The following is a 16,391-nucleotide window of genomic DNA, read 5'->3' on the forward strand; positions in this document are numbered from 1 at the left end:
TTCGCAAAATGGGACAGCAGCGCGCGATGAAGCGCTTGGCCAAATTGCACATCTGGCTCGGATGGCTGGTGGGCGTTCCAATTCTGATGTGGACGATTACCGGCCTCGTCATGGTGGCGAAACCCATAGAGGAAGTCCGCGGCAACCATCTGCGCAAACATGTTCCAGAACGCGCCCTGCCCGCCGATACGCAAATTGCCGTGTCGCTGCCGGCTGAAAGTACACGTCCGGTACGATCGGTAACCACGCAGGTGGAACGCGGCGAAGCTACCACCCGCATCACCTACATGGACGGCAAGACAGCCCGCTTCCGGCCCGACGGCAGTCCTATGGGTCCGTTGTCTGAAGTCGAGGCTCGCCTGATTGTGGCCGACGGCATCGACGGTGGTGACCAAGTTGCCAGCACGGCCCGTTTCGAAGCGGAAGCGGTGCCGCTCGATTTCCGTCGTGCCATGCCGGTTTGGCAAGTCGTCCTGAATGACGGGACGCATGTTTACGTCGGAACGGAAACGGGGCAGATAGAAGCGGTCCGGACGAAATGGTGGCGTACGTTCGACTTCGTGTGGGGGTTGCACATCATGGACTTGCAAACACGCGAGGACACGCATCATCCGATCCTGATACTCTTTGCCGTCCTGTCGGTCATTGGATCGCTGTTCGGCTGCGTGCTGCTGTTTCGTCGCCGAAAATCGCGTATGGCTGCATCGTGAATTCCGAAGTTCTTACCCCCCTGCTCGACTGGCTGGATCTTGCCGGTGTGGCCATCTTTGCTCTTACCGGCGCTTTGGTAGCGGCGAAGGAGAGGCAAACCTTCGTTACGCTCGCCTTTTTTGCCCTAATCACCGGTGTTGGCGGCGGCACGGTCCGTGACCTTCTGATCGGGGCACCGGTATTCTGGATTCATGATGCTTGGGTTGCGGCCATCTGTCTGGCGATGGCGCTGTTCGCCTGGTTTACGCCTACCCGCTGGTGGGAGGGGCGCTTCCTCTCGGTTGCGGACGGACTTGGCCTGTCTGCCTATGCAGTTCTCGGGTCCGCCAAAGCACTCGAATATGGTTTACCGCCCACCCCTGCCATACTGATGGGAGTTATAACCGGCTGTGTGGGCGGCATCATTCGCGATGTCATAGCTGGCCGACCATCGATCCTCATGCGGCCGGAACTGTACGTCACGGCCGCCGCCCTTTCAGCCACCACCAATGTGCTTGGCGATCTGGTGGGCCTGGTGCGCGAGTGGGTCTGGGTGGGTGCGACAGCCGCCGGGTATGGCCTGCGGCTCGCTGCAATCAGATGGAACTTGGCCCTGCCTGCCTACGGACGGGATTAATTTCCCGCGCCCTGATAGCCGTCACCGTATTCGATATCGGCTGCGCCGTATGACTGGTCCTCTTCACCCGGCAACGGCCCACCGGGATAGGCAGGTACGGCGCTTTCAGTGCGTGCTCGTGCGGCGGCATAGTAATCATCGCTATACTGCCGGTCGTCGATACCATTGTTGGCCTCATAGCCATATCCGCCATCGGAATAGCCATTCCCGTAGGTAGCACCGCCGCGGCCGTAGTCGATCGCATCGATCCGCCCGTTTTCGCCGATCGCACAGCTGAAACTCTGCCCATCATACATTGAACCGGTCACGCTCCACCCACGCGCATTGCGATTGACCGCATCGACGGTCTGAATACGCGCATTACGCTCGATCTCGTCCACACAGATACTGACCGCACGGTCCAGCCCGCGGGTGTCGCCATTATGATAATTGCCGCGCTGAGGATCAGGATAGCGTGGATTTCGATCACGCGAACTACTTGCAGCACTCGCCACTGCGGCAATTCCGCCGAGGATCAAAACGCCTGCAATCACATCGCCGGCGTCCACGCCGCGATGGCGGCGGTGCCTGTAGCGCCGGTATTGATCGGCCGTGTCGTCGCCTGGTGCCCAAGCCGGGCTGATGGCCTGTGTAACATGCACCGGTCCGACCTGCGGCAGTTCGGCTGCTTGGGCGGGCATGGCCGTCATTGATACGACGGCCAGAAGTGCTGGTACGACAGAAATGGATTTAATGGACGGCATGTCCGATACCCCTTCGGCGCGCCCCACCTAAACGCGCAATTGCTGATGATGCGGAGTTAGGCGGTTCAGGCTAAACGATGCCTGAACCGCCATAGTGGTATATTTCGTGAATTACCGCAGCCCGCGGATGCCGCTGAAGTCGAGATCGGCAACGCGTCCGCGTTCTATCCGGCAGGTGAAATTGCCACTGTCACGGTCATTCCAGCGCTGATAGCGATTGTTCCGGTCACGATAGCCATAACGGTCGTAACGCCCACCGGCATAACTGCCATCGACGACCATCCGGCCCTTCACCTTCCAGCCATATCGAGTGTCATCGACATCGCGGATTTCCGTAACCTGGGCATGACGATAACCGTAGCGCCGGGCATCGTTTCTCGCAGCGTTGACACAGCGCTCTACGGCAGCACGCGGGTTGCCTCTGCTTGCATAAGCGTTGCGACGGTAGTCGTTGCCATTGTTGTAATATCGGCCGTCGCGATAATAGCGGTCGCCCCGATAATAGTCGCGGTCCCTGCTGGCGGCGCTGGCGACCGCTGCAATACCGCCGATGATGACGGCACCGGCAATCACTTCGCCGACGGAAATGCCATCGTCGTGGCCGCGAGCCTGCGCGGGGGTCGCCCCTGCGAGTGCCATGGCACCGACGGCTGCCGTTGCGATCCCACCCTTCGCGAACGTCTTTGCAAATGTTTTCATCTCGAGGTCCTCCTCATAGGGCCGCGGCGGGACTGCCTCGGCTGTCGAAGAGGTTCTAAATGATTCGCGGTGAGGTCTGGCTGAACTCTAGCGACAGTCGCCGTTCAGGAATTGCCGCACTTTTCTGAATACCTAATTTTGAAGAGAAACAAGAACATCGCGGGTGAAGGCTGCGATATCGAACCGCGCACCGGGCGGATCCTCTCCCCTTCTCACGATCACCGTGTTCATGCTTGGCACGATAACGACAAACTGCCCGCGATTGCCCATGGCAGCGAACGTATCGGCCGGAACTCCCTCGGAATTGTTGAGCAACCAGAACCCTGCGCCATAACCAAAGGGGCCATCGGGCTGCGGACCGGAGGGAGTAGATACGTAATCAATCCAGCCTTCGGGCAAGATGCGGGTGCCGTTGCGCATTCCATCGTCGAGATAGAGCTGGCCAAAGCGGGCAAGGTCGGCGGCACTGGTCCAGACCTGGCTGGAAAGGATATAGTCACCCTGCCAATCGGTCTCAGCCACGGTTGAGTACATCCCGAGGGTTTCGAACAGTGCGGCCGGCGGATGCCCTTCGAAGATTCCGCCGATCGCCTTGACGGCAGCCAGCGTGTCGTTGTTGGCATAGCGATAGATCGTGCCCGGCGAATGGAGCAACGGCCAGTCGAGCGCCACTTCGCCCACCGTCGCGCCACCGAAATAAAGTGGATCGGTGCGGTTGCCCGGCGTGTCCGAATAGCGGCCCGAGGCCATTCGCAGCAGATGGTCGATCGTTATCGCCCGCCGCGGGTCGCTATCGTCGAGCCCGAGCCCGGCAGAAGCTGCGACATCCGCTTCACCGCGCCGGACCGCCGCACCGATCAGTGTGGCCGCGAGGCTCTTGGCGACCGACCAGGTGCGCTGCGGCAAATCCGCGTCGTATCCCGGCGCATAGGCTTCACCCCGGGTGCGATCGTCCTGCCGGATCATGACCGCCGTCGTCCGGGTCCCCTCTCCGTAGGTTTCTCTCAGAGCCGCCTCGGCCGCGCGCATGGTGGCGGGCGCGATAGCGTCGCGAAGCGGAAAGACATTGGGATCGCCGACCCTGTCGATATGCGCCGAATGCACAGCCTCGCTGTCGGGAAGAGCGGCACCGATCGGAAGCAGCGCACAGCCTTTTCCTTGGCTGTAAGCAGCGACGCGCGGCAACATGTCGTCGGCCCATGGCACTGTTACATAGTCGAGCCCGCCATCGCTCCCGCGCGCGATACTATGCGTAAGTTCCGGCATGATCGCATTGAGCGGCTCCTGAATGCCGGACAGTTCGTAATCGCTCACCGAAGATTCGCTGCGCCGCAGATGCGCCGCATCACCACTCAGCGCGCTGCACAGGAATAGCGCCTTGTACCCGGCGGCCAGAGCACGATCGTAGCGGGCGTCGAGTTCGTCCTGCGTCGTCGACTGGGCGGCAAGTGGGGTGGCGGCGAGAAGTGCGGTTGCTGCAAGGGCATGTCTGATCATCCCCGCCTTTTGGCACGGCTGAAGGCGCGTGCAAAACAAAAGGGCCGGGAAGTTTCCCTCCCGGCCCCGCGTGTCTCGTATTTCGAAGTGCGCCTTACGCGTCTTCGAACTCTTCTTCGCTTTCAACCGGACCCGAATCCTGGCCCTTTGCGTCTTCGTCGCGCTCGACGAATTCGATCACAGCCATCTGGGCGGCGTCGCTGCCGCGATAGCCAGCCTTGATGATGCGGGTGTAACCGCCTTCACGATCCGAATAGCGTTCCGCCAGAACGTCGAACAGCTTCTTGAGCTGCGTTTCGTCCTGCAGGCGGCTCATTGCAAGACGGCGGTTCGAAAGGCCGCCACGCTTTGCCAGCGTGATCAACTTCTCGATGTAGGGACGCATTTCCTTCGCCTTGGGCAGCGTGGTCATGATCTGCTCGTGCTTGATCAGAGCGGCCGCCATGTTGCGGAACATCGCATTACGGTGGCCAGTCTTGCGCTGGAGCTTGCGGCCGGAAATCTTGTGACGCATTTCAGTTCTTCCTTCGTTCGTAGGGGGCCCGTTCTAGGTAGCCCGATACGGGCCGGATTGAGGGGTCCGGCCCATGCCCCACGCGAGGTGTCAGCCCAGCAGCTCTTGTTCGAGCTTCTTGGCCATTTCCTCGATGTTTTCTGGCGGCCAGCCAGGGATGTCCATGCCGAGGCGCAGACCCATCGACGAGAGCACTTCCTTGATCTCGTTGAGCGACTTGCGGCCGAAGTTCGGCGTACGGAGCATCTCGGCTTCGGTTTTCTGAACCAGGTCGCCGATATAGATGATATTGTCGTTCTTGAGGCAGTTTGCCGAACGGACCGACAGTTCCAGCTCGTCGACCTTCTTGAGAAGGTAACGATTAAGCTGGTTGGTGTCGCTTTCCTGAGGTTCGGCTGCCTGACCGATCATCGCCGAAGTCGGCTGCGGGATGCCGTCTTCGAAGTGGACGAACAGCGTCAACTGGTCCTGAAGAATGCGCGCAGCATATGCCACTGCATCTTCCGGAGTGACTGTGCCGTCGGTTTCGATCGTCAGCGAAAGCTTGTCGTAATCGAGTTCCTGCCCGACGCGGGCGTTCTCGACCTTGTAGCTCACCTGGCGAACCGGCGAATACAGGCTGTCGACAGGGATCAGACCGATCGGCGCGTCCACGGGACGGTTCATCACGGCAGGGCGGTAACCCTTACCGGTGTCTGCCGTCAGTTCCATGTTGAGGGTCGCACCTTCGTCGAGGTGACAGATCACGAGATCCTTGTTCATCACCTCGATATCGCCGGAAACAGCGATGTCGCCGGCTTTGACTTCGCCGGGGCCGGTTGCGGAAAGCTGAAGGCGCTTCATGCCCTCGCCTTCCATCTTCAGCGCGATCTGCTTCACGTTGAGGACGATGTCGGTAACGTCTTCGCGCACGCCAGCGAGCGAGCTGAATTCGTGAAGGACGTTCTCGATCTTGATCGAGGTGATCGCAGCGCCCTGAAGCGAGCTGAGAAGCACGCGGCGCAGCGCATTGCCGAGCGTTAGGCCGAAGCCACGTTCGAGCGGTTCGGCCACGAAGGTAACCTTGCGGGCCTTGTCGCCGGTATCCTTGATGTCAAGGACGCTGGGTTTCTTGAGTTCCTGCCAGTTCTTAATATTGACGGACATGAAAATCCCCTGGTTCGGATGCGGGCAGGACCGGCGCTCTTCGATAGAGCGTCCGGTCCGTGAGGGTGTGTCGGCGGCCCGCTAGCGAGCCGCCAGGCAGGTACGGATCAGACGCGACGACGCTTGGACGGGCGAACCCCGTTATGCGGGATCGGCGTCACGTCGCGGATCGACGTGATGGTGAAACCGACTGCAGCGAGACCGCGCAGCGCACTTTCACGGCCCGAACCCGGGCCCTTCACTTCGACTTCCAGCGTGCGCACACCATGCTCGGCAGCCTTGCGGCCCGCGTCGTCGGCGGCGACCTGGGCAGCATAGGGAGTCGACTTGCGGCTACCCTTGAAGCCCATCATGCCTGCGCTGGACCAGCTAATCGCGTTGCCCTGCGCATCTGTGATGGTGATCATGGTGTTGTTGAAGCTGGCGTTGATATGCGCAACGCCGCTCGAAATGTTCTTTTTGTCGCGGCGCCTAACGCGGCCGGGTTCGCGTGCCATGGTTATTCTTCCTTACATTCTCTCAAGAAGGGAAAAGCGCTGGGTTACCCCAGGCCTACTTCTTCTTGCCGGCGATCGGCTTGGCCTTGCCCTTACGGGTACGGGCGTTGGTGTGAGTGCGCTGGCCACGAACGGGCAGACCGGCACGGTGACGCAAGCCACGGAAGGACTTGAGGTCCATGAGCCGCTTGATGTTCATCGCGGTTTCACGACGCAGGTCGCCTTCGACAGTGAAGTCTGCATCGATCGTTTCACGAACGCGAAGAACTTCCTCGTCGGAAAGATCCTGAACCCGGCGCGAGTGATCAATGCCAAGCTTGTCGGCGATTTCGACGGCCTTTGAACGGCCGATACCGTGAATATAGGTAAGCGCGATAATAACGCGCTTGTTGGTGGGGATATTTACCCCGGCAATACGAGCCACTTACTTCTCCATGCTCCACAGGGGCGGCTGATGCCGCAGCCCCATCTCATCGCTAAACACACCGACATCGACGGGTCTTGCCTGAAACAAAAGTCCGGATGGCGCACTAATAGCTACCGCCTGCCGGACACACCGCAATGTCGAATGAAACGCGCGCTTAGGAGGATTCGCCAACAGCGTCAAGCACCCTGCGCGCACGTGACGACAAGGCCGCCGATATGGGCGGCCCGCCTGATAGTTCAACCCTGTTAGCCAATCCCATCGGCACGGTCAAAGTTTCTTACACCACTCCGAACGCGAGCATGGCGTCTGCGACCTTCTTGAAGCCGGCGATATTCGCCCCGCGGACATAATCGACATATCCGTCCGCTTCACCGAATTCGACGCATTTTTCGTGAATGGCGTCCATCAGTTCGGCCAGTTCTTCGCCCAGACGCTCGTGGTTCCAGCTGACTCGTTCGGAGTTCTGGCTCATCTCGAGGCCGGAGACCGCGACACCACCAGCGTTTGCAGCCTTGCCAGGACCGTACATGATCTTCGCGTCGTGGAAGGCCTTCACACCTTCCAGCGTGGTTGGCATATTGGCTCCCTCGGAAACGGCGATACAACCGTTCTTCAACAGCAACCTTGCAGCGCTTTCATCCAGCTCGTTTTGGGTGGCGCACGGCAGGGCCACGTCGCACTCGACGCTCCATGGCTGTTCATCCTCATAATAGGTCGTTTCGGGATATTCGTCCGCATATTCGCTGATACGTCCGCGCCTCTCGTTCTTAAGGCGCTTAACCCAATCGATTTTTTCCTGATCAAGGCCGTCGGGATCGTAGATAAAGCCGCCGCTGTCCGATAACGTCAGGACCTTCCCGCCCAGTTGAACGAGCTTTTCCGCGGCGTGGATTGCGACATTCCCCGCGCCGGAAATGACCGCCGTCTTTCCCTCGATCTCCTGATCAGCATGGGAAAGCATATTGCGCAGGAAATATACCGCGCCATACCCGGTCGCCTCGGGTCGCATTTGCGAACCGCCATACTCGGTGGCCTTGCCGGTCAGCACACCCTCCCACCGATTGGTGATCCGCTTGTATTGGCCGAACATGTAACCAATCTCGCGCGAACCGACGCCGATATCACCCGCCGGCACATCGACATCAGGGCCGATGTGGCGATGCAACTCGGTCATGAAACTCTGGCAAAAGCGCATGACCTCATGATCGCTTTTCCCTTTCGGATTGAAATTCGATCCGCCCTTACCCCCGCCCAGAGGCAGGCCGGTGAGAGAATTCTTGAAGGTCTGCTCGAAAGCCAGAAACTTGAGCACGCTTTCATTTACGCTGGAATGAAAGCGGATCCCACCCTTGTATGGTCCGATGGCGTTGTTGTTCTGCACTCGCCAGCCACGCTCGACGCGAACATTCTGATCGTCATCCTCCCAGCAGACCCTGAAACTTACGATACGATCGGGTTCCGCGATCCTGCGCAGGATCTGCGCCTCGTGATACTCTTCCTTGTCCTCGATGAAACTGTAGACGTCCTGCGCGACCTCCTGGACTGCCTGAACGAACTCTTTCTGCCCTGGATTGCGCTTTTTCACGCCTTCCATGAACGTATCCAGATCTACATGCCGGTCGTAAACGGACGCCAATTGCATCTCCCATCTTGCGCAAACAAGATCACGTGAACTCGTGATCCCGAACACACTCAACGGGTACACTCAGTTAGGTTTCCCCGCTCCCCGGGCCATGCAGAGCTGAAAGCCTCCCCCCGGAAACGGGATTGCGATATATTCGAAGATCATGCGGCACGGGTTGATTTTGCACCCCGCGCAAGCAGCGAGCTACACACGGCGCCCACCATGGCTCGTTCGCCATTTCAGGCGAGAAGCTGTGTAATAATGTGAAGTGAGGTCCGCCCCGCGGATTAGCGAGACAAAATCGAGTCTATGGCGTGCGTGACGTCTTCAATCGAAGCCATCCCATCGACACGGCTAACAATTCCACGAGCTTCATATCCGGGCAGGATCGGTGCTGTCTTGCCACGGTATTCCTGCATTCGCGTGCGTACGGTCTCTTCATTGTCATCTGGGCGACGCTTGAACTCCGTGGAGCCACATTTGTCGCAAACACCTTCCTTCGCGGGAAGATGGAAGACGTCGTGATAGCCAGCGCCGCAATTGGCACAGGTGTAACGCCCGGTGATCCGCTCCACGAGAGCGTCTTCATTGACCTCCAACTCGATCACATGATCGAGCTGACGATTATGCTTCGCGAGAATGTCATCCAGTTGTTCGGCCTGCGCTGCCGTGCGCGGGTAGCCATCGAAAATGGCACCCATCTCCGGGCCCATCTCGCCAAGTTTGGCGTCGATCATTGCGGATACGATCTCGTCCGATACCAGTCCGCCGGAATCCATGATGTCGGACACCTTGCGACCAAGTTCGCTATCGGCCTTGCGGGTCTCGCGGAGCATGTCCCCAGTCGATAGCTGGCGCATTCCATGATGCTCCACCAATCGCTGCGCCTGTGTTCCCTTACCCGCGCCCGGGGGCCCAAGGAGGATGATATCCATTGCGTAAAGTCCCCTTCGCGCCTGACGTGCCTTAGCGCAGGCGTCCCTTCAACTTCGCTTTCTTGATCAGATCGCCATACTGGTGAGCCAGCAGATGCGACTGGATCTGGCTGATCGTATCGACGGTCACGTTCACGACAATCAGCAGACTGGTACCGCCGAGGAACAGCGGAACGCCGGTCTGTGCGATCATGTATTCCGGCAGGACACAGACGATCGTCAGGTAGATCGCGCCAATGACCGTGATACGCGTCAGAACGTAATCGAGATATTCTTCAGTCCGCTTGCCAGGACGGATGCCAGGGATGAACCCGCCGTTCTTCTTCAGATTGTCAGCCGTCTCTTCCGGATTGAACACAATCGCGGTGTAGAAGAAGCAGAAGAAGATGATCCCGAGGGCATACAGCGTCATATAGAGTGGCTGGCCGTGCTGCAGATACTGCAAAACCGACTGCAGAAAGCCGCCAGCTGCACTGTCGGTATCGACCGAGTTACCCGCAAACTGGGTGATCGTCAGCGGCAGCAGCAAAAGCGAACTGGCAAAAATCGGAGGAATGACGCCCGCGGTGTTGAGTTTGAGCGGCAAATGCGAACGATCAGCCTGCATCATGCCGCGCTGCGTTGCCCGCTTCGGATACTGGATGAGCAGACGGCGCTGCGCACGCTCCATGAAGCAAATCCCGAGGATCAGGATTACAACCATGGCGATCAGACCGACGATGATGCCCGTAGCGATCGAGCCTTCGGAATATCCCGAACCAAGGTTTGAGACAAAAGTCGGGAACTGCGCCACGATCCCTGCCATAATGATCAGCGATACGCCGTTACCAATCCCGCGACTGGTAATCTGTTCGCCCAGCCACAGCAGGAACATCGTTCCGCCGACCAGGCTGATGACTGCCCCGATACGGAACATCATGCCCGGATCGACCACTGCCTGCATGCCGCTCTGCGCACCGAAGCTTTCGAGACCGGAGGCTAGAAACCAGCCCTGGATGGCACAAAGAAACACCGTTCCGTACCGAGTGTACTGGTTGAGCTTCTGCCGTCCGACGGTGCCCTCCTTCTTGAGGGCCGCAAGCGATGGATGCAATGCAGCAGCGAGCTGCACAACGATCGACGCCGTAATATAGGGCATGACGCCAAGCGCGATGAGGCTCATGCGCTCCAGGCTACCACCCGAAAATGTATTGAAGAGGTCGAGAATCCCGCCGCGCGTCTGATCGTAGAGATCGCTCAGGATCAGCGGGTTCACGCCAGGCAGCGGAACGAAGCTGAGGAAGCGGAAGACGATCAAAGCACCGATCGTGAACCAGATGCGGTTCTTGAGTTCGGTGGCCTTGGAAAAATTGGCGAGGCTCATATTGCTCGCGATATTGTCGGCGCGTGATGCCATGGGAATCTGTTCAATCCTGAATTGGCGCCGGTCCCTCCCGGCACAGGAAGGCTAGATAGGGAACGGGGGGCGGAATGTCGAACCCCGCCCCCCGAATTTTTCCCGCTTACTTTGCCTTCTTCGCCTTGTTGGCTTCGGCGCGAGCAGCCTTCTTTTCATGTTCGGGCTTGTCTGCCGCGATCACTTCGACCTTGCCGCCAGCCTTTTCGACTGCCTCGATTGCACCCTTGGATGCACCGGCAACCTTGAAGCTGACCTTGGCCTTGAGCTCACCCTTACCAAGGAGACGAACGCCATCCTTGCCGCCGCGAGCCAGGCCGGCCGCGCGAAGCGTCTCATGGTCGAGCACGGCCTTCTCATCGAGCTTCTTCGCATCGATGAACTTCTGGACCATGCCGATGTTCACTTCTGCGTAGTCCTTGCCGAACGGGTTATTAAACCCACGCTTGGGCAGGCGCATGTGAAGCGGCATCTGGCCGCCTTCGAAGCCCTTGATGGCAACACCCGAACGGGCCTTCTGGCCCTTCTGGCCACGGCCACCGGTCTTGCCTTTACCCGAACCGATACCACGGCCCACACGGATGCGGACCTTGCGTGCGCCGGAATTGTCGCGGATCTCATTAAGTTTCATAGTGCACTCGCTTTCGCTTTTGTTCGCGCTGTAAAAATGGAAACGGCCCGCTATCGCAGCAGGCCGCTCCCGTCAAATTGTTAAACCTGGTCGATCAGTCGACCACGGTCACCAGATGCGGGATCTTTGCAATTGCGCCACGCACCTCGGGGGTGTCCTGGCGTTCCACGATCTTGTGCATCTTGTTCAGCCCGAGACCGATGAGGATCTTGCGCTGGCTTTCAGGACGGCGGATCGGCGAACCGACCTGCTTGATCTTGATGGTGTTCTTCTTGTCAGCCATCGAACTTACTCCGCGATAGCGGCGGCATCGGCTTCAGCCTCTGCCTCCGAAGCGCCACCACGGCCAAGAAGGTCTGCAACCTTCTTGCCGCGACGCTGCGCGACCGACTTCGGCGAAGTCTGGTCCTGCAAGGCGTCGAAAGTGGCGCGGATCATGTTATAGGGGTTCGAGGTGCCGACCGACTTGGTCACCACGTCGGCAACGCCGAGGCTTTCGAACACGGCGCGCATCGGACCACCGGCGATGATACCGGTACCTGCAGGTGCCGTACGCACGGTGACCTTGCCGGCGCCGAAGTGACCCTTGCCGTCGTGATGAAGGGTACGGCCCTCCTTCAGAGCGACGCGGATCATCTTCTTGCGGGCAGCGGCAGTCGCCTTGCTGATCGCTTCGGGTACTTCGCGAGCCTTGCCCTTACCGAAGCCGACGCGGCCCTGGCCATCACCCACAACGACGAGTGCAGCGAAACCGAAGCGCTTACCGCCCTTCACCGTCTTGCTGACGCGGTTGATGTGGACGAGTTTCTCAATGATGCCGTCGTCTTCTTCCTCGCGCTGGCGGCGATCGTCGCGACGACCACGACCACGGCCCCGGCCGCCTTCGCGATTGCCACCACGGCCGCGGCCCTGGCGAGGCTGACCTTCGTCGCCCTGAGCGGCAGACTGATTGTCTGCGGCTTCGGACGGCGTATCGGCAACAGCCGGCTGCTCGTCGGTTACCGCGTTCTGCGTTTCCGCGGTCACGGTTTCTTCGTTCTTGTTTTCGTCAGCCATCATCAGAACTCCAGCCCGCCTTCACGGGCGGCGTCGGCCAGCGCCTTGACGCGGCCATGGAACAGGAAGCCGCCGCGATCGAACACGACAGTGGTCACGCCAGCCTTTTTGGCCGCAGCGGCAATGTCGCTGCCAACCTTCTTGGCGGCATCGACATTTGCACCCGAGCCCTTCACGCCGAGCGTCGAGGCAGCGGCAACGGTCTTGCCGGCAGCATCGTCGATGATCTGCGCGTAAATGTGCTGGCCGGTGCGGTGCACCGACAGGCGGGGCTTGCCACCCGACACGTTGCGAAGCGCGGTGCGGACGCGACGGCGGCGGCGTTCAAAGAGAGAGAGCTTTGCCATCTTACTTCTTCTTCCCTTCCTTGCGGAAGATATACTCGCCGCGATACTTGATACCCTTGCCTTTGTAGGGTTCGGGCTTGCGCCAGCGGCGGACCTCGGCGGCAAACTGGCCAACGGCCTGCTTGTCGATACCGGAAATCTCCACGGTGGTCTGGTCCGGCGTTTTCACCTCGAGACCTTCGGGCACATCGAGATCGACATCGTGCGAATAGCCGAGCTGAAGCTTCAGCTTCTTGCCCTGCGCCTGTGCACGATAACCGACACCGGTGATTTCCAGCACCTTGGTGAAACCTTCGGTCACGCCTTCGACCAGGTTAGAAACCAGCGTACGCTGCATTCCCCAGTGGTTACGGGCGGCGCGAGTATCGTTGGCAGGCTTGACCGAAATCTCGCCATCTTCCAGCTTGTACTCGATCAGGTCGGACAGTCCCAATGCCAGGGTGCCCTTCGGCCCCTTCACATTAAGCGTGTCACCGTCGATGTTGGCAGTGACCCCACTTGGGATCGCTACCGGCCTTTTACCGATGCGGCTCATCAGAAGACCTCCGCCAGCACTTCGCCACCGACATTTTCGGTGCGCGCTTCGGCGTCCGAAAGCACGCCCTTCGGCGTCGAGACGATGGTGATGCCGAGACCGTTACGCACAATCGGGAGTTCTTTCGAACCCGAATAGACGCGACGGCCAGGCTTGGAAACACGAGCGACATGCTTGATTGCAGGTTCGCCTTCGAAATACTTCAGTTCGATCCGCAGCGCTGGGTGCTTGCCCGAAGAGTCTTCGCTGTAGCCACGGATGTAGCCTTCGCGCTGAAGCACTTCGAGAACGTTTGCACGCAGCTTGCTGGCGGGCGAAAGGACGCTGTCCTTCTTCGCACGCTGGCCGTTGCGGATGCGGGTGAGCATATCACCCAGGGGATCGGTCATAGCCATCGGTCTTTACCTCACCAGCTCGACTTGGTCAGGCCCGGAATCAGGCCCTTGTTGCCGAGGTCACGCAGTTCGATGCGGTTGAGGCCGAACTTGCGGTAATAGCCGCGCGGGCGGCCGGTGGTGGAGCAGCGGTTACGCACCCGGGTCGGGTTAGCGTTGCGCGGTAGTTCAGCCATCTTGAGGCGTGCGATAAGACGCTCGCCTTCATCGAGGCTTTCATCGTTCGCGATAGCTTTCAGCTTCGCGTACTTGTCCGCATACTGCTTGACGAGCTTCTTACGACGCTCGTTCTTGTTGATCGAACTCAGTTTCGCCATTGGACTTAAGTTCCTCTACTAGCGGCTCACGCCGCCTCCTTCTCTTCCGACTTTTCAGTCGGGAACGGGAAGCCGAACAGCTTCAGAAGCTCGCGAGCTTCGTCGTCGGTTTTCGCCGTTGTGGTTACAATGATGTCCATCCCCCGGACCTTGTCGATCTGGTCGTAGCTGATCTCGGGAAAGATGATCTGTTCTTTCAAGCCCATGGCGTAGTTGCCACGGCCGTCGAACGACTTGGTGTTGAGGCCACGGAAGTCGCGGATACGTGGCATGGCCACGGTCACGAGACGATCCATGAACTCGTACATGCGTTCGCGACGCAAGGTAACCTTGCAACCGATCGGCATGCCTTCACGCAGTTTGAACTGCGCGATGGATTTCTTGGCCTTCGTGATCACCGGCTTCTGCCCGGCAATCAGAGCCATTTCTTCAGCTGCAGTCTGAACCTTCTTCTTGTCCTGGCTGGCTTCGCCCACACCCATGTTGAGTGTGATCTTCTCCAGCTTGGGAACTTCGAGGCGGTTCTTGTAGCCAAACTTCTCGGTCATCGCCTTGACGATTTCGTCGTCGTAGCGCTGCTTCATGCGAGGCGTGTAATCAGCCATCGATGGTCTCCCCGGATTTCACGGCAACGCGCACCTTCTTGCCGTCCTTCTCTTCGAAACGGACGCGGGTCGGCTTGCCATCCTTCGGATCGGCCAGCGCAACCTTGCTGAGAGCCATCGGCGCTTCAAAGCGATCGATGCCACCCTGCGGGTTCTGCTGGGTCGGCTTGCGGTGACGCGCTGCGACGTTGACGCCTTCTACGACGACCTTGCCGTCCTTGGGCATGACCTTCGCGACGGTTCCGGTCTTGCCCTTGTCCTTGCCGGACAGAACGACGACGCTGTCACCCTTCTTGATCTTAGCGGCAGCCATTACAGCACCTCCGGAGCAAGCGAGATGATCTTCATGAACCCGCGACCGCGAAGTTCGCGAACCACCGGGCCAAAGATACGGGTACCGATCGGCTCTTCGCTCTTGTTCACGAGCACCGCGGCATTGCTGTCGAAGCGGATCACGCTGCCATCGGGGCGGCGTACGTCCTTCTTCGTGCGCACGATGACAGCGCGATGGACATCGCCCTTCTTCACCTTCGTGCGCGGTTGAGCTTCCTTCACGGAAACCACGATCACGTCGCCAACGGAGGCAGTCCGGCGCTTAGAGCCACCCAGCACCTTGATGCACTGGACGCGCTTTGCGCCGCTGTTGTCCGCGACGTCGAGATTGGATTGCATCTGGATCATCGATCCGTTTCCTTCTCAATGGCTTGCCGGGACGAGTGCCCGGCAGTTCCTACGTCAAACTTGCTTCAGTTACCTGCGGCTTCGACTTCGAGGTCAGCCTCGACAGCCTGCGTGCCGCCTGCGGTAACACGATCGATCACCTGCCAGGTCTTGGTCTTGGAGATCGGCTTGGTTTCTTCGATGCGCACGACGTCGCCGAGCGTGAACTCGTTCTTCTCGTCATGAGCATGGTACTTCTTCGAGCGGCGAATGATCTTCCCGTAGAGGGGATGCTTCACCTTGCGCTCGACGAGCACCGTAACGGTCTTGTCGGTCTTGTCGGAGGTGACGGTCCCGATCAGGATACGCTTGGGCATGGTCTACTCCTTAAGCCTTCGCTTCAGCCGAGCGCGAACGCTCGCTCTGCAGCGTCTTGATCTTGGCGATCGTGCGGCGAACCTCGCGGATGCGGGCCGGAGCCTCGAGCTGGTTCGTTGCCGCCTGGAAGCGGAGGTTGAACTGCTCGCGCTTCAGCGTGGTCAGCTCTTCGGCCAGCTGGTCGTCCGACTTCTGGCGCAGGTCTTCAGTCTTGGCCATCATTCGCCTCCGAGGTGCGATGCGTCACCCAGACGGGCAACAACCTTGGTCTTGATCGGCAGCTTCATAGCTGCGCGCTCGAACGCTTCAGCGGCCAGCGGACCGGCAACGCCGTCCAGTTCGAACAGGATACGGCCCGGCTTCACGCGAGCGGCCCAGTATTCGATCGAACCCTTGCCCTTACCCTGACGGACTTCGGCAGGCTTCTTGGACACCGGCACATCGGGAAAGACCCGGATCCAGAGACGGCCCTGACGCTTGATGTGGCGGGTGATCGCACGACGCGCAGCTTCGATCTGACGCGCGGTGATCCGTTCCGGTTCCATCGCCTTCAGGCCATAGGACCCGAAGTTCAGCGTGGTGCCGCCCTTGGCGTTGCCATGGATCTTGCCCTTGAACGCCTTGCGGTATTTGGTTTTCTTCGGTTGCAGCATGGTTCTTTC

Annotated in this window: 25 protein-coding genes; 2 read left to right on the forward strand and 23 right to left on the reverse strand. The window is 59.5% G+C overall.

All coding sequences use genetic code 11. The annotated features are described in order from the left end of the window. Positions 1-8 precede the first annotated feature (8 nt). Together AC13F2_RS04535 and AC13F2_RS04540 are read left to right on the forward strand one after the other, a co-directional pair. A complete protein-coding gene (locus AC13F2_RS04535) occupies positions 9-710 on the forward strand; it encodes a PepSY domain-containing protein (RefSeq protein ID WP_482964052.1) in 702 nt (233 codons plus the stop codon). Further along, positions 707-1,327: a trimeric intracellular cation channel family protein gene (locus tag AC13F2_RS04540; RefSeq protein ID WP_221597616.1), complete on the forward strand. Its 621-nt coding sequence runs from the start codon at positions 707-709 to the stop codon at positions 1,325-1,327. The genes AC13F2_RS04535 and AC13F2_RS04540 overlap by 4 nt, the downstream gene beginning before the upstream one ends. Here AC13F2_RS04540 and AC13F2_RS04545 read toward each other — a convergent pair. The 23 genes from AC13F2_RS04545 to rplP all read right to left on the reverse strand — a co-directional run bounded on the left by AC13F2_RS04545 (position 1,324) and on the right by rplP (position 16,382). Further along, on the reverse strand, positions 1,324-2,070 hold the full coding sequence (locus AC13F2_RS04545) for a hypothetical protein (protein ID WP_482964053.1): 747 nt from the start codon (positions 2,068-2,070) through the stop codon (positions 1,324-1,326). The genes AC13F2_RS04540 and AC13F2_RS04545 overlap by 4 nt on opposite strands. A 111-nt stretch (positions 2,071-2,181) precedes the next feature. Further along, complete coding sequence (locus AC13F2_RS04550; RefSeq protein WP_103023218.1) at positions 2,182-2,769, reverse strand: hypothetical protein; 588 nt, start codon at positions 2,767-2,769, stop codon at positions 2,182-2,184. 132 nt (positions 2,770-2,901) lie between these two features. After that, positions 2,902-4,266: a serine hydrolase domain-containing protein gene (locus AC13F2_RS04555; RefSeq protein ID WP_482964054.1), complete on the reverse strand. Its 1,365-nt coding sequence runs from the start codon at positions 4,264-4,266 to the stop codon at positions 2,902-2,904. Positions 4,267-4,360: 94 nt separating this feature from the next. Beyond that, positions 4,361-4,780 carry a 50S ribosomal protein L17 gene (rplQ, locus tag AC13F2_RS04560; RefSeq protein ID WP_103023216.1) on the reverse strand — a complete coding sequence of 140 codons (420 nt, stop codon included), beginning with the start codon at positions 4,778-4,780 and terminating at the stop codon, positions 4,361-4,363. A gap of 90 nt (positions 4,781-4,870) precedes the next feature. After that, positions 4,871-5,926, reverse strand: a complete 1,056-nt coding sequence (locus AC13F2_RS04565; protein ID WP_103023215.1) for a DNA-directed RNA polymerase subunit alpha — start codon at positions 5,924-5,926, stop codon at positions 4,871-4,873. 107 nt (positions 5,927-6,033) lie between these two features. Next, on the reverse strand, positions 6,034-6,423 hold the full coding sequence (gene rpsK / locus AC13F2_RS04570) for a 30S ribosomal protein S11 (RefSeq protein WP_006831904.1): 390 nt from the start codon (positions 6,421-6,423) through the stop codon (positions 6,034-6,036). Positions 6,424-6,478: 55 nt separating this feature from the next. Next, positions 6,479-6,847 carry a 30S ribosomal protein S13 gene (gene rpsM / locus AC13F2_RS04575; RefSeq protein ID WP_103023214.1) on the reverse strand — a complete coding sequence of 123 codons (369 nt, stop codon included), beginning with the start codon at positions 6,845-6,847 and terminating at the stop codon, positions 6,479-6,481. Between the two features lie 280 nt (positions 6,848-7,127). Next, a complete protein-coding gene (gdhA, locus tag AC13F2_RS04580; protein WP_482964055.1) occupies positions 7,128-8,486 on the reverse strand; it encodes an NADP-specific glutamate dehydrogenase in 1,359 nt (452 codons plus the stop codon). Positions 8,487-8,761: 275 nt separating this feature from the next. Further along, a complete protein-coding gene (locus tag AC13F2_RS04585) occupies positions 8,762-9,409 on the reverse strand; it encodes an adenylate kinase (protein ID WP_103023212.1) in 648 nt (215 codons plus the stop codon). A gap of 31 nt (positions 9,410-9,440) precedes the next feature. Further along, positions 9,441-10,805, reverse strand: a complete 1,365-nt coding sequence (secY, locus tag AC13F2_RS04590) for a preprotein translocase subunit SecY (RefSeq protein ID WP_482964056.1) — start codon at positions 10,803-10,805, stop codon at positions 9,441-9,443. A gap of 106 nt (positions 10,806-10,911) precedes the next feature. After that, complete coding sequence (gene rplO / locus AC13F2_RS04595) at positions 10,912-11,436, reverse strand: 50S ribosomal protein L15 (protein WP_103023210.1); 525 nt, start codon at positions 11,434-11,436, stop codon at positions 10,912-10,914. Between the two features lie 94 nt (positions 11,437-11,530). Then, positions 11,531-11,719 (reverse strand): 50S ribosomal protein L30, encoded by a 189-nt coding sequence (gene rpmD / locus AC13F2_RS04600; RefSeq protein WP_103023209.1) that lies wholly within the window; start codon positions 11,717-11,719, stop codon positions 11,531-11,533. Between the two features lie 5 nt (positions 11,720-11,724). Continuing rightward, a complete protein-coding gene (gene rpsE / locus AC13F2_RS04605; protein WP_482964057.1) occupies positions 11,725-12,492 on the reverse strand; it encodes a 30S ribosomal protein S5 in 768 nt (255 codons plus the stop codon). Between the two features lie 2 nt (positions 12,493-12,494). Then, on the reverse strand, positions 12,495-12,839 hold the full coding sequence (rplR, locus tag AC13F2_RS04610) for a 50S ribosomal protein L18 (RefSeq protein WP_103023207.1): 345 nt from the start codon (positions 12,837-12,839) through the stop codon (positions 12,495-12,497). Between the two features lies 1 nt (position 12,840). Next, complete coding sequence (rplF, locus tag AC13F2_RS04615; RefSeq protein WP_103023206.1) at positions 12,841-13,374, reverse strand: 50S ribosomal protein L6; 534 nt, start codon at positions 13,372-13,374, stop codon at positions 12,841-12,843. Beyond that, on the reverse strand, positions 13,374-13,769 hold the full coding sequence (rpsH, locus tag AC13F2_RS04620; protein WP_103023205.1) for a 30S ribosomal protein S8: 396 nt from the start codon (positions 13,767-13,769) through the stop codon (positions 13,374-13,376). The genes rplF and rpsH overlap by 1 nt, the downstream gene beginning before the upstream one ends. Positions 13,770-13,780: 11 nt before the next feature. After that, positions 13,781-14,086, reverse strand: coding sequence for a 30S ribosomal protein S14 (gene rpsN, locus AC13F2_RS04625; protein WP_103023204.1), 306 nt, complete (start codon positions 14,084-14,086; stop codon positions 13,781-13,783). Between the two features lie 26 nt (positions 14,087-14,112). Then, complete coding sequence (gene rplE / locus AC13F2_RS04630) at positions 14,113-14,691, reverse strand: 50S ribosomal protein L5 (RefSeq protein ID WP_103023203.1); 579 nt, start codon at positions 14,689-14,691, stop codon at positions 14,113-14,115. Continuing rightward, positions 14,684-15,004, reverse strand: coding sequence for a 50S ribosomal protein L24 (gene rplX / locus AC13F2_RS04635; RefSeq protein ID WP_103023202.1), 321 nt, complete (start codon positions 15,002-15,004; stop codon positions 14,684-14,686). The genes rplE and rplX overlap by 8 nt, the downstream gene beginning before the upstream one ends. Beyond that, entirely contained in the window at positions 15,004-15,372 is a 369-nt protein-coding gene (gene rplN / locus AC13F2_RS04640; RefSeq protein ID WP_067464754.1) for a 50S ribosomal protein L14, read from the reverse strand. Before rplN ends, rplX begins: the two co-directional genes overlap by 1 nt. 65 nt (positions 15,373-15,437) lie before the next feature. Continuing rightward, entirely contained in the window at positions 15,438-15,728 is a 291-nt protein-coding gene (gene rpsQ / locus AC13F2_RS04645; RefSeq protein ID WP_067690112.1) for a 30S ribosomal protein S17, read from the reverse strand. A gap of 10 nt (positions 15,729-15,738) precedes the next feature. Further along, positions 15,739-15,948: a 50S ribosomal protein L29 gene (gene rpmC, locus AC13F2_RS04650; protein WP_067464826.1), complete on the reverse strand. Its 210-nt coding sequence runs from the start codon at positions 15,946-15,948 to the stop codon at positions 15,739-15,741. Continuing rightward, positions 15,948-16,382 carry a 50S ribosomal protein L16 gene (gene rplP, locus AC13F2_RS04655; RefSeq protein WP_103023201.1) on the reverse strand — a complete coding sequence of 145 codons (435 nt, stop codon included), beginning with the start codon at positions 16,380-16,382 and terminating at the stop codon, positions 15,948-15,950. The genes rpmC and rplP overlap by 1 nt, the downstream gene beginning before the upstream one ends. Positions 16,383-16,391: the final 9 nt, after the last annotated feature.

It is taken from the genome of Qipengyuania sp. L-5Y (assembly GCF_056859455.1).

Bases quoted from the DNA above. Each gene is read 5' to 3' on its own strand.
- rplN (WP_067464754.1), bottom strand. From the start codon at position 15,372: ATGATCCAGATGCAATCCAATCTCGACGTCGCGGACAACAGCGGCGCA.
- AC13F2_RS04555 (WP_482964054.1), bottom strand. From the start codon at position 4,266: ATGATCAGACATGCCCTTGCAGCAACCGCACTTCTCGCCGCCACCCCA.
- AC13F2_RS04535 (WP_482964052.1), top strand. From the start codon at position 9: ATGGGACAGCAGCGCGCGATGAAGCGCTTGGCCAAATTGCACATCTGG.
- rplQ (WP_103023216.1), bottom strand. From the start codon at position 4,780: ATGCGTCACAAGATTTCCGGCCGCAAGCTCCAGCGCAAGACTGGCCAC.
- AC13F2_RS04545 (WP_482964053.1), bottom strand. From the start codon at position 2,070: ATGCCGTCCATTAAATCCATTTCTGTCGTACCAGCACTTCTGGCCGTC.
- secY (WP_482964056.1), bottom strand. From the start codon at position 10,805: ATGGCATCACGCGCCGACAATATCGCGAGCAATATGAGCCTCGCCAAT.
- AC13F2_RS04585 (WP_103023212.1), bottom strand. From the start codon at position 9,409: ATGGATATCATCCTCCTTGGGCCCCCGGGCGCGGGTAAGGGAACACAG.
- rplF (WP_103023206.1), bottom strand. From the start codon at position 13,374: ATGAGCCGCATCGGTAAAAGGCCGGTAGCGATCCCAAGTGGGGTCACT.
- AC13F2_RS04565 (WP_103023215.1), bottom strand. From the start codon at position 5,926: ATGTCCGTCAATATTAAGAACTGGCAGGAACTCAAGAAACCCAGCGTC.
- rpsK (WP_006831904.1), bottom strand. From the start codon at position 6,423: ATGGCACGCGAACCCGGCCGCGTTAGGCGCCGCGACAAAAAGAACATT.
- rplE (WP_103023203.1), bottom strand. From the start codon at position 14,691: ATGGCTGATTACACGCCTCGCATGAAGCAGCGCTACGACGACGAAATC.
- rpsH (WP_103023205.1), bottom strand. From the start codon at position 13,769: ATGGCTATGACCGATCCCCTGGGTGATATGCTCACCCGCATCCGCAAC.
- rpmC (WP_067464826.1), bottom strand. From the start codon at position 15,948: ATGGCCAAGACTGAAGACCTGCGCCAGAAGTCGGACGACCAGCTGGCC.
- rpmD (WP_103023209.1), bottom strand. From the start codon at position 11,719: ATGGCTGACAAGAAGAACACCATCAAGATCAAGCAGGTCGGTTCGCCG.
- rplO (WP_103023210.1), bottom strand. From the start codon at position 11,436: ATGAAACTTAATGAGATCCGCGACAATTCCGGCGCACGCAAGGTCCGC.
- rplR (WP_103023207.1), bottom strand. From the start codon at position 12,839: ATGGCAAAGCTCTCTCTCTTTGAACGCCGCCGCCGTCGCGTCCGCACC.
- rpsQ (WP_067690112.1), bottom strand. From the start codon at position 15,728: ATGCCCAAGCGTATCCTGATCGGGACCGTCACCTCCGACAAGACCGAC.
- rpsN (WP_103023204.1), bottom strand. From the start codon at position 14,086: ATGGCGAAACTGAGTTCGATCAACAAGAACGAGCGTCGTAAGAAGCTC.
- rplX (WP_103023202.1), bottom strand. From the start codon at position 15,004: ATGGCTGCCGCTAAGATCAAGAAGGGTGACAGCGTCGTCGTTCTGTCC.
- rplP (WP_103023201.1), bottom strand. From the start codon at position 16,382: ATGCTGCAACCGAAGAAAACCAAATACCGCAAGGCGTTCAAGGGCAAG.
- AC13F2_RS04550 (WP_103023218.1), bottom strand. From the start codon at position 2,769: ATGAAAACATTTGCAAAGACGTTCGCGAAGGGTGGGATCGCAACGGCA.
- rpsE (WP_482964057.1), bottom strand. From the start codon at position 12,492: ATGGCTGACGAAAACAAGAACGAAGAAACCGTGACCGCGGAAACGCAG.